The following is a 10,950-nucleotide window of genomic DNA, read 5'->3' on the forward strand; positions in this document are numbered from 1 at the left end:
GCGACAGGCGTGGCGGCGGTGCGAAGCGGCTGCCCCATCAGACGGAGAACTCCACGGGTCGGGAAGGTGGAACGCTCAGGCCGCTTCAGCCGCCGCCTGAGGCTTCACCACGAACCATGACGCGAAGCGATTGTAATCGTCCTCGCGATCCTTCGTTCCGCCGACCGTGAACAGGTCGAGATTGTGCTTGGCGACGAATCTGTCGACCGACTGGATGACCAGAGGCCAGTTGCTGTCGTAATCGTGGCCGCCCATTACGGCGCCAGGCTTCAGCTTCGGCCACCAGTCCTCGAACGTCTTGCCGTCCTCTTCGCCGCCGCTGGCGTAGCCATCGACGTAGATGAAATCGAATGTTTCATCCTCAAACACCGCCAGCGCCTGATCGAACCTCAGCTTGAGGATCGCGTTTCTCTCTCGATAAGGCATCAGGCGCTTGATGACGGCGCAGTATTCTTCGACCGTATGCTTTTTGTCAGCATACATGTCGATGCTGTACAAATAGGAAATGTTTGTCTTCTTGAGCAGCGTCTCCGAGAACCCGCCATTCGCGACGCCGAGCTCGACCGCAACGCCGCCCGGCCGGATGATCTTTCCGAGCTCCCAGCGCGTCTTGAGGTCCGCAAAGGACGCTTCAAGTTTTCGAGCGTCCCAGGCGTCGGTGTCGGAAGGCGTCGTCAGCATTGAGGTCCCCGATTCATCGATTATGGCTTCCGAACACGCAGACGACGCGCCGCCGAGGGAGAACTCGCCGAGCCGGCGTCGGGCTCGCTCAGGAGGCGCTAAGCTATATCAACGGCTTGCCGCGCAGCAACCACGTCGGCCCTGGTGTAAGGGCCGCGGACCGCGGCTCCTTTGCTGCGTCACGCGCTTGGCGACGCTCTCGACATGGCCGCCAGACGGCCGACGTCACTCCGCCGCCTGGCTGGTCGCCACGCTCGACGCCTGCCGGGGCCGGCCGATGCAATGATAGCTGAAACCGGCCTGCTCGATCTGGGTGTAGCCATAGACGTTGCGCAGGTCGACCAGCACGGGTGATTTCATAACCTCGCGCAAGCGGCGCAGATCGAGCGCCCGGAAGACGTCCCACTCGGTGACGATCACGAGCGCGTCGGCGTCGGCCGCGGCGTCATACGGATCGCTCGCGAAATAGACGTCGTCCGAAGAAAGCAGTTCCGCGGCCGCTTCCCGTCCCTTGGGATCATAGGCTCGCACCTTGGCGCCGCGGTCCTTGAGCGCCTGGATGATCGACAGCGCCGGCGACTCGCGGATGTCGTCGGTGTTCGGCTTGAACGTCAGGCCGAGCACGCCGATCGTCTTGTCGCGGACGACGCCGTCGCAGGCCGCGATCACCCGACGCGCCATGCTGCGGCGGCGCTGGTCGTTGATCGCGATGGTGCTCTCGACGAGCCGCAGCGGCGTGGCGGCGTCCTGCGCGGTGCGGGCGAGCGCGATCGTGTCCTTCGGGAAGCACGAGCCGCCATAACCGGGCCCCGCATGGAGGAATTTCGGCCCGATGCGGTTGTCCAGCCCAAGGCCGAGCGCGACGTCCTGGATGTCCGCGTCCAGGCTCTCGCAGAGATCCGCGAGCTCGTTGATGAAGGTGATCTTCATCGCGAGGAACGCGTTGGAGGCGTATTTCACCAGCTCGGCGGTGCGCCGGCGGGTGAACATGATGGGCACGCGGTTGAGATTGAGCGGACGGTAGACGTTCGTCAGCACCTCTTTCGCCATGTCGTCCTCGACGCCGACGACGATGCGGTCCGGATGCTTGAAGTCCGCGATCGCGGCGCCTTCCCGCAAAAACTCGGGGTTGGACGCGACCGAGAACCGGGCGACCGGGTTGGCCTTGCGGATGACGCGCTCGACCTCGTCGCCGGTGCCGACCGGGACCGTCGACTTGTCGACGATCACGGTGAAATCCTTGATCGCGCCGGCGATCTCGCGCGCCGCCGCATAGACATAGGTGAGGTCCGCATGGCCGTCGCCGTGACGCGAGGGCGTCCCGACCGCGATGAACACGACCTCGGCGTTAGAGACGGCGCCGGCCAGATCGGTCGTGAAGTGGAGGCGGCCTTCGCGGATGTTCGTCGCGACGAGCTCGTCGAGCCCGGGCTCGAAGATCGGCACCCGAGCCTGCAGGAGCGCCTCGATCTTTTCATTGTCATTGTCGACGCACACCACCGTGTGGCCGAAATCCGCAAGGCAAGCGCCTGAAACGAGCCCGACATAGCCGGAGCCAACGACCGCGATGCGCATAATGTCAGCCTCTCATGGGGCGCCGTCCACGCGGCGCTAAGGGGGCGCTTGGCGGACCTACCATATGCGCCAAGAGGGTGGCAATCGTCCATGCCGCACCGCACACAAAGCCTGATGCGACGCGGCGTCGCTCAGGCCCCCCGGTAGAACTTTGACGCTCACGCCGTTTGGGCTAGTTTCCAGGCCGGCAGGCTGGACAATGGGGAGTTCCCGGGCGACGTGCAGTTTCTTCTCGGTCCAAGCCGTCGCATCGGATCTCGCGCTCCAAGCAATGCGTCAGTCCTTCAAGGCTAGTTCATGTCCAGCCGAGCCGCCGAGCCCCGCACACCAGCGGCGTCCCGCGGTGGCGACGTCGAGGCTCGAACAGCCCGCGGCGGCGCGCCCGATGACCTTTCGCGACATCCGTCGGTCCGTATGACCCTGAACAGCGACGCTGAAGGACTGTCGGATCCCGAAGGGACGCCCGTGACCTCCGCGGCGTCGACGGGCGAAATCATGGCGATTCGGCTGACGCTTGGATCGAGGGAGACCCGGCTGCCGCTCTACGCGACTGAGGTCGCGACGGCCCTGGCCCAGTTCGAGGCCGGCGCAAACGGAGCCGCGTTCGCGCTGCCCGCCGCCGCCTCGATCCGGCTGACCCAATTCGGAAATCGCGCTAGCTCCAAGCAGCGGCAGCAGGCCTACGCCCTCGCATTCCGCGAGAGAGGACGCCTGGCGGTCACCGTGAGGCGCGACGCGGGGAGCTATCCGCCCGAATGCTTTCTGTGCTTTCAGGTCTATGACGATGGCCGTCGGTTCCTGACGCAGTTCTGGATTCCGCTGGCGGAAAATGAGGCGCGACAGGAGGTCGAGCTTCCGCGGGCGGCGTCGGTCGCGTGCTTTTCGGTCCATCTGGCGGGCGTCGGCGTCTGCGGCGACCTGACCGTCGAGATCGCGCCGCAGAGTCCGCTCGCCGAAGACAGGATCGGCTTCGTCTACCCGCTTCGCTCCCCGGAAGACCTGCTGGCTTTGCTGGCTGATCGCAGGACCGACCAGTTGTCGCTGCGACAGGTGGTCATGGATCATCCCGAGCTGGTGACGGCGGCGGTGGCGAGGTGGTTCTTCGACCGCAGATATCACGAGATCTTCCAGCTGCTGGACGCGGCGCGTCCATGGCGGGAGGAGCGGCGCCTCGAACGCGTCTGGCCGCAGCTGCTGTTCTTCGCCGCGCGCGGGCTCGCCAATCTGAACGCAACCCAGTCCGCCATCGCGGCGCTCGAAGAGCTCCACGCTCTTCCGAATTGGCGGTCTCTTCTCGACGCCAAGAATGTCCAGGCCTCGCTCATCCTTCATGGACAGCTTCTGATCCGCAACGGACGCGCCGACGAAGGCGTCGCCGCCCTCGAACTCGCGCGGCTCAACGAACCGACGCACTGGCAGCCCTATTATCTGCTGGCTAACAATCTCGACGAGCGCTCCGCGGGTCTCAGGGACGCCTACTACCGCGCCGCGGAGACGCTGCTCGGGCGGCCGCATCCGAAGCTGACGGTCGCGCTCGTCGAGAACGATCTCCGGCAGGGCCGGTGGTCCGAGGCGCTTTCGAAGGCGCTGGCGGGCCTTGCGGCGTTGAAGCAGGGGCACGACGTCTGGCTCGCCGCCGCCAACCTCCATCTCGAGATCGGCGATCTGGCGAGCTGGCGGCGCTTCGTCGGCATGTATTTCGAGCAATACGGCCTCTCGGCCCCGCGCTTTCCGCTCGATCAGGAAGGGGACGCGCGCTTCGCTCCGATTGCGGAGAGTTCCGGAGCGCCCTCCATCGGCGGAGAGGGGCGAGTCGCCGTCGTCATGACCGCGTTCAACTCCGAGCGGACCCTTAAGCACGCCGCGAAGTCCGTGCTCGCGCAGACCTATGGCGACGTCATTCTCGTCATCGTGGACGACTGCAGCAGCGACGGCACGCTCGAGATCGCGAGGCGGCTGGCGGCCGCCGACGCCCGGGTTCGGATCATGGGCTCGGACGTCAACAGCGGCACTTATACGTGCAAGAACATCGCGATCTCGCAGGTCGACGCCGACTTCTACACGTTCCATGATTCCGACGACTGGATGCATCCCGAACGCATCGCGCGGCATCTCGACGCCATGCGGCGCGGCGCCGCGTGCTCGACGTCGCTGTGGTACCGCATGAGCGCCGACGGGCGCATCGCGCAGAGGCACGCCGGCGGCTACCAGCACGCCAATCCCGCCTCGATCTTCGTGCGCAAGGATGTGGTCGAGACCGTGGGGTACTTCGACACGGTCCGCACCGGTGCCGACACCGAATATCTGTGGCGCATCCGCAACCGCTGCGGCCAGGCGGAAACTGTCGAGCTTCGGCTGCCGCTCGCCATCGGCCTGCATCACGAGGCGTCGCTGACCCAATCGGGGGCGGCGGCCTTCGACAGATACCGCTATTCGCAGGTGCGTCTTGAATATTGGGAGTCCTGGGTGCGCTGGCACATCGACACCCTCGCCAGCAATCCCGCCGATCTTCACATGGCCTTTCCGCCGGAGGAGCGCCGTTTCTGGGCTCCCGAGCCGATCACGCCGGACGGCGGCCGAAACCAGTGACGCGATGAACCCGGCCGGGGCGGATCACGCCGCCTGCGGGTGCGCCGACCTTCATGAGCTGGATCGTCGATGACGCTACGACGCCTCAACATCCGCACGCCCTTCCGTCCCGAGGACGACCGGTCGGCGCGTCTGCCGCGGACGGCGCTCGCATTCGCGTTCGACGCCGAATATGTCGAGCCGTTTCACGTGATGATCTATAGTCTGGCGCGCGCCAACACGCTGCTCGACTGTCCGATCTATATCTATTCGAACGACCCGGCGGTCCAAGACGACCCGATCGTCCGCCTGGTGACGGACAGGTTCCGCGTGATCGAGGGCGCTGATCTGGCGGAGCTCGAGGACGTCTCCGAGAACCATATCGAGCGTCCGGAGCGCGCCAAATGGAACCGCGGCACCTGCCTCAAATGGTCGATCTTCGACGAGGCGCCGGTGGATCAACTGCTGTTCCTCGACGTCGACATGCTCTGCCTTCGCCCGCTCGAAGGCCTGCTGTCGCTCCATCCCAAGGCCGCGATCGTCAGCTGTCCGCAGTTCCAGCGGACCATGGTGTCGTCCGGCGAGGGACGGTCGCGGCAGCTCGACACCAAGAAGCGCCTTCTCGAGCTTATCAACAGGCGCAGCGCCTATATGGGGCGGATCAACAGCGGCCTGATGCTGGTGCGGAAGCCCCTGCTCAGCCGCTCCTTCCGCAAGACGCTGTTGGCGTTCGCCAAGAGCCGCTCGGAAATCAACGAGCAATCCCACCTCACCAACTTGTTCCGGGACCCGAAACACCGCCGGAGCTTTCCATCGGCGATGGTCTCGAGCTCCTACAATTTCCAGGAGAACTACCTGGACCTGGTTGACCGGATCGACGCGATGGAGCTGATGCGCCGCGTGAGGGTCCTGCATTACGCAGGGTCTCAGAAGCCCTGGCGCGCCAAGGGTCCGAACCGGGCGAGGGCCACGATGCAGCTGTGGCAGCAAGTCCGCGAGGCCTTTGAAGAGGACCGGATGGCGGCTGACGCGTGACGCCGTCCTTCCTCAGTGTCCAATGCGTCGTCTCGAACGTCATCGAGGGGCGCTCGCTCGCCGCTCGATGATCAGCCTCGGTCGCCTCGGCGGCGCGCTTGAAATAACATAGCCGCAGGATTCGATGCGGGACGGCTGGATCGTCGGATTGTCTGATTCGGTTGGGTGATGGCGGTTAACAAAGACCGACTTGTCGACGCCGCCATTGCGCTGTGCGATTTGGCCCTGACAGAGATCGCGACGCTCAAGACGTCGGTGGACGTTTTGGCCGGTCAACGTGACGAGGCGCGCAAGCAGCGGGATGCGGCGAAGCATCAGCGCGACGAGGCGAGAACCCAGCGCGAGAGAATCCGGAAGCGTTGGCGGGCCAAACTCGGCCTCGATCCCGAATCCGGCTTGCCCAGGACGGCTGACGACGGGGAAGACGACGAACCCTCAGCGCCTGCCGCGAGCGTTGACGCCGGCTTGGGGCGCGGCTCGACGACGGTCGCGGACCCTCTCTCCTCCGGAGATCCGCTGTCGACGGGCGACGCGTTCGAGCTCGAGCGCAACCGGCGCCTCCTCGCGCCGGCGATCAAGGCCAAGCTCGACGCCGGTCAGGTGCTGCAGCCCCTGGAGCAGGAGACGCTTCTCCGCAAAACGATGCCGGTGTTCCAGAGGCGGGCGCCGCGTGGCGAGGCGCCGTCGGGGACCGTCGCCTTTGTCATGGTGGCGGACAGGTCGTTCCTGCCGGGCCTCGCGGCCCTGCTGCTCTCGCTCATGGACGTCTATCCGGACATCGAGAACGACGTCGTCATCTTCCACGACGGCTCCCTCAGCGAACTCGATCAGGCTTACGTCACCGGACTCTATCCCCACGCGACGTTTTCCGCGCCCGACATGGACTGGCTCGACCTGTCGGAATACGAGACCTCCAGCCGACGCCGGATCGGCAAGCTCGGCTACATGAAGTTCTGCGCCCTGCGCCTGTCCCAATATGAGCGCGTGGTGGTGCTCGACGCCGACACGCTGATCAATGGCGACGTCAGCGCGCTTTGGGAGGGCGACGAGACCAACCTCCGGATCGCCTATGATTTCGGCGACCGGGAATACGCGTCGGTTTCGAACCACACCGGGCGGGAGGTGCTCAACAGCGGAGTGATCTCGATTCCCGGCGTGCTTCTGAACGAGGAGACCTTCGAGGCCGCCAAGGCTGTGATCGGCGCCTCTCTGCCGCCGCTCGACGACGTGATCGACCGGTTCGCCGACCAGAAGGCCTGGAACGTGTTCCTGATGGGCAAACCTGTCACGATCCTTCCGCCCAATTACAACTGCAACATCAAGTATATCGGCAAATTCCTGGGCGGGCAGACCGAGGGGATATCGATTCTGCACTTCGCCGGTCCGAAGCCCTGGAACAAGCCGTCGAAGGCCAAGGCCGACCCCGGCAAGAGGTCCCAGCAGTTCCCCGCCTTCTGGACGAACCGCGTCAGGCCTCTGCATTTCGAGCATCGGCTGCGACAGTTCCAGGACGAGACGAGGTGGGATCGCCGGGAGCCGGCGCTGCCCCGGTCCTCCGGCGAGGCCGCGACCTGCCTGCTGATCGAAACTCTGCGCGCCGTCGATCACATCGACGCCGCTGGATCGCGATTCGAGACCGTCTGGCTTCCCGATCCGTCCGAAGCTCCGGCGGCCACGCGGCTCGCCCCCCACCATGCCGTCCTCGGATGGCGGAACTTCGTCTTGGAGGCGGAGGGCTCGCTGCGGCTGGACGACAGATGCGCCGAGGCGATCCATTCGCTCGAGGCCCGTCCCGTGTTGTGGGCGCCGTTCGCGGCCAAGGCCCCGCTCGAGGGCGACCGATCGTTCCAGCGACACGAGATCAACTACCTGCTGCACGAACGGCCCTTCGTGCGCTACGTCGACGTCGTGGGATCGACCGAATTCGACGTCGCGGGCTATCTCGACAGCGCGCGGCTCGACTGCCTGACCTACGGAGCCCCGATCGCCAAGGCGCTCGGCTTTCGGCGGGCGGTGATCGTCAACCACGGTCCGCCGACCGACATGTCCAGCCTGTTCAACGCCTTCCGGGGGAGCGTCGACCTCTGTCCGTCGCCCCGACCCCAGGCGACGAACGACCGGGTCGACTACGCGGTTCGACTAACGGCCTCGGCCCTCGCGGCCGACGGCGTCGAGCTTCTCGACGGAACGCGGGACAGGAAGCTGCCGCTGACGAAGTGGGACGAGGGCGGCCGCTAGCCTCCTCGACAGGCGACGCATTCGCTGCCTGAGCGCATGACGGCCCGACCTCTGTCGAGGCGGCGAGGGCGGCATTTGTCGGCTGCGAGACGCCTCCCGACGTCCTGCGACTTCGCAGGCCGCCCGCCGGCGATCTGATCATGCATACATGATGATTTCTTCGCCGGGATCGCGGAAATCCAACGGCGGTATCTTGTTATTGCAAAGATTTTCGATCGCTCGCTAACATATATCACGTCGCCGTGATGTAGCATGATTTACTCTACGTGTGTAGTTGCTCTTAAAAGTCATCCCTGTTCCCTCAGCGCCCAGACCAGTTCGCCCTACGCGGCGCGCTGTTCTCCAGAGGTGCTAAAATTTGGCCGGCGCACGGAAGATGCGCCCAAGACAGAAACGGGAAACGCCAGATGAAGAAGATCATGGAGCAACCGCGCCATTGCGCGGCGTTTGCGGCTGCCGCGCTTTCGCTTGCGCTGTCGATCGCGGTCTTTCCGTCGACCGCACACGCGCAGGACGGCGACGATGCGACCCCGGCGGCGGGCGAAGACATCGAAATCCCGCTAAACAACTTCAAGACGCCTCTCACCTTGAAGGACGAAGGCACGTTCTTCCTGAACGGCGAGCGCTTCAAGGCCAAGTATCCGGCCGTCGTGGAGCCCATCGTTCCCGGGCGCGTCATCAGGAACCAGATGTACGTGCACTACCAGGTGCCGATGAACGCCAAGAAGCTGCCGGTCGTCATGATCCATGGCGGCGGCCTGACGGGCTCGGTGTGGGAGCACACGCCCGATGGACGCGAAGGCTGGTCCAGCTACTTCGTTCGCAAGGGCTACACCGTCTACAACGTCGACATTCCGGGTCGCGGAAGGTCGGGCTTCAATCCCGAGATCCTGAACGAAGCGAAGGTCAAGGGCGACATCGACCTGTTCCCCGGTATCGCGCGCGGCACGCTGAACGCCTCCTGGGTCAACTGGCGGTTCGGGCCCGAATTCGGCAAGAAGTTCCCGGGCATCAAATTCCCGACCAAGAACCTCGACGACCTCGGCGAGATGATCGTGCCCTCCGCCGAAGTGACGGTCGGCGGCGCGCTGATCGAGGCCACCAACGGCGTGGTCAAGCTGCTGGACAAGATCGGTCCGGCCATCCTGCTCGTGCATTCGCAGTCCGGCCCGACCGCCGACGCGATCGTCGGCGAGCGGCCGAAGCTCGTGAAGGCGGTGGTGAACATCGAGGGCAGCCAGAACGTCGTGCCGACCGACGACATGATCAAGGGCTACAAGAACGTCCCGGACCTCGAGCTGTTCGGCGACAACGTCCAGGGCAATCCCGCCTCGACCGGCCAGCCGCGCTTCGACGCGAGGACGATCGTGGCGAACAGGATCAACGCGGCCGGAGGCAAGGCTCAGGTGGTCGAGCTGCCTTCGGTCGGCCTCCGCGGCAACACCCATATGGTGATGCACGACACCAACAGCCTCAAGGTCGCGGACTACATCCTCGGCTGGCTCGAGGAGAACACCGCCGAATAGAACCGACGATCGAGACGACCTCGAAGGGGCCGCGTGATCCACCCATGGATCGGGCGGCCCCGCTCGAGGGGCGCTGTCGCGACGCGATCCGTCGACGGCGTCAGGCCGTCGCGTGGTACCATTTGAACCAGTCGACGAATTGCGGAATGCCTTCCTTGATCGTCGTCTTCGGGCTGAAGCCGAGGTCCCGGGAGATGTCCGTGATGTCGGCGTAGGTTTCCTTGACGTCGCCCGGCTGCATCGGCAGGAATTCGCGCTCCGCCTTCCTGCCGCAGGCCTGTTCGAGAAGCTCGATCATGACGAGCAGCTCCTCGGCGTTGTTGTTGCCGATATTGTATAATTTATGCGGCGTGCGGCTGCCGCCGGGTTTGAGTTCGCCGTCGTCGAGTGGAGCCGTCGCGACGCATTTGACGACGCCGTCGACGATGTCGTCGATGAAGGTGAAGTCCCGGCGCATCTCGCCGCCATTGAAGATCTGGATCGGCCTGCCGTTCATGATCGCGTCGGTGAACAGCCAGAGCGCCATGTCCGGTCGGCCCCAAGGCCCATAGACCGTGAAGAAGCGGAGCCCGGTCTGCGGCAAGCGGAAAATGTGCGCGTAGGATTCGCTCAGCAGCTCGTCGGCGCGCTTCGTCGCCGCGTAGAGCGACGCCGGCAGGTCGACGCGATCCTGGACGCTGAAGGGCAGCTTCGTGTTCCGTCCATAGACCGATGAGGACGAGGCGTAGACCAGATGATCCGCGGACTGATCGCGGGCGAGTTCGAGGATGTTGAGGTGACCGAGAAGGTTTGAGTGAGCGTAGGACCTCGGGTTCTGGATCGAGTATCTGACGCCGGCCTGCGCCCCGAGATGGATGATGCGCTTGAACTCGTGGCCCTTCAGCGCCGCGGCGAGAGCGTCGGCGTCAGCGAAATCGACCTCGAAGAAGCGGAACGCGTCGCCGAACGTGGCGTCGAGCTCCTTCAGCCGGCGCCTCTTCAGCTCGACCGAGTAGTAGGAATTGAGGTTGTCGATCCCGACGACGCTCGTCCCCTCCCTCAGGAGACGCGCGGCCACGTGATAGCCGATGAAGCCGGCGACGCCGGTGACCAGAATTGCCACGATCTATGCCTCAGTCGAACGCTTGATCGGATGACGCCTTTGGCGCTGGGCCGCGGCTGGTGTTCGAGCAGGCGACGCGCGCCCTGTCGAGAGACGCCGCCCCAGTTTCATGCGCAGCGGCCTCACGCTGTCCGGCTGTTCGAGAACAGTCGGCGCGGCGCGCTCCGGCCCCCGCCTTTTTCAGGCGATTCCGATTTTGAGGAGGTCGTGGATGTGGACGAGGCC

General features: G+C 64.9%; 7 protein-coding genes. 4 read left to right on the top strand and 3 right to left on the bottom strand.

What is annotated here, in order from left to right; genetic code table 11:
- Window positions 1-75: 75 nt before the first annotated feature.
- Both EK403_RS21815 and EK403_RS21820 read right to left on the bottom strand, forming a co-directional pair.
- Window positions 76-681, bottom strand: a complete 606-nt coding sequence (locus tag EK403_RS21815; protein ID WP_128779558.1) for a class I SAM-dependent methyltransferase — start codon at window positions 679-681, stop codon at window positions 76-78.
- 225 nt (window positions 682-906) lie between these two features.
- Entirely contained in the window at window positions 907-2,256 is a 1,350-nt protein-coding gene (locus EK403_RS21820; protein ID WP_128779559.1) for a UDP-glucose dehydrogenase family protein, read from the bottom strand.
- Window positions 2,257-2,751: 495 nt separating this feature from the next.
- Here EK403_RS21820 and EK403_RS21825 point away from each other — a divergent pair, with 495 nt between their 5' ends.
- The 4 genes from EK403_RS21825 (at window position 2,752) to EK403_RS21840 (ending at window position 9,623) form a co-directional block, all read left to right on the top strand.
- Window positions 2,752-4,845, top strand: a complete 2,094-nt coding sequence (locus EK403_RS21825) for a glycosyltransferase family A protein (protein WP_164919726.1) — start codon at window positions 2,752-2,754, stop codon at window positions 4,843-4,845.
- A 69-nt stretch (window positions 4,846-4,914) separates the two neighbouring features.
- Window positions 4,915-5,859, top strand: coding sequence for a glycosyltransferase (locus EK403_RS21830; RefSeq protein ID WP_128779561.1), 945 nt, complete (start codon window positions 4,915-4,917; stop codon window positions 5,857-5,859).
- Between the two features lie 465 nt (window positions 5,860-6,324).
- Window positions 6,325-8,097, top strand: coding sequence for a glycosyltransferase family 8 protein (locus EK403_RS21835; RefSeq protein ID WP_164919727.1), 1,773 nt, complete (start codon window positions 6,325-6,327; stop codon window positions 8,095-8,097).
- A gap of 407 nt (window positions 8,098-8,504) precedes the next feature.
- Window positions 8,505-9,623 (top strand): alpha/beta hydrolase family protein, encoded by a 1,119-nt coding sequence (locus EK403_RS21840; RefSeq protein WP_128779563.1) that lies wholly within the window; start codon window positions 8,505-8,507, stop codon window positions 9,621-9,623.
- A gap of 100 nt (window positions 9,624-9,723) precedes the next feature.
- Here EK403_RS21840 and EK403_RS21845 read toward each other — a convergent pair whose 3' ends face one another.
- Window positions 9,724-10,725, bottom strand: a complete 1,002-nt coding sequence (locus EK403_RS21845) for an SDR family NAD(P)-dependent oxidoreductase (protein ID WP_128779564.1) — start codon at window positions 10,723-10,725, stop codon at window positions 9,724-9,726.
- Between the last annotated feature and the right edge of the window lie 225 nt (window positions 10,726-10,950).

The organism is Hansschlegelia zhihuaiae (assembly GCF_004103825.1).
In the GTDB taxonomy this organism is placed as follows: Bacteria; Pseudomonadota; Alphaproteobacteria; order Rhizobiales; family Methylopilaceae; genus Methylopila; species Methylopila zhihuaiae.

Coding starts and splice junctions, on each gene's coding strand:
- EK403_RS21815 (WP_128779558.1), bottom strand. CDS start 681: ATGCTGACGACGCCTTCCGACACCGACGCCTGGGACGCTCGAAAACTT.
- EK403_RS21820 (WP_128779559.1), bottom strand. CDS start 2,256: ATGCGCATCGCGGTCGTTGGCTCCGGCTATGTCGGGCTCGTTTCAGGC.
- EK403_RS21825 (WP_164919726.1), top strand. CDS start 2,752: ATGGCGATTCGGCTGACGCTTGGATCGAGGGAGACCCGGCTGCCGCTC.
- EK403_RS21830 (WP_128779561.1), top strand. CDS start 4,915: ATGACGCTACGACGCCTCAACATCCGCACGCCCTTCCGTCCCGAGGAC.
- EK403_RS21840 (WP_128779563.1), top strand. CDS start 8,505: ATGAAGAAGATCATGGAGCAACCGCGCCATTGCGCGGCGTTTGCGGCT.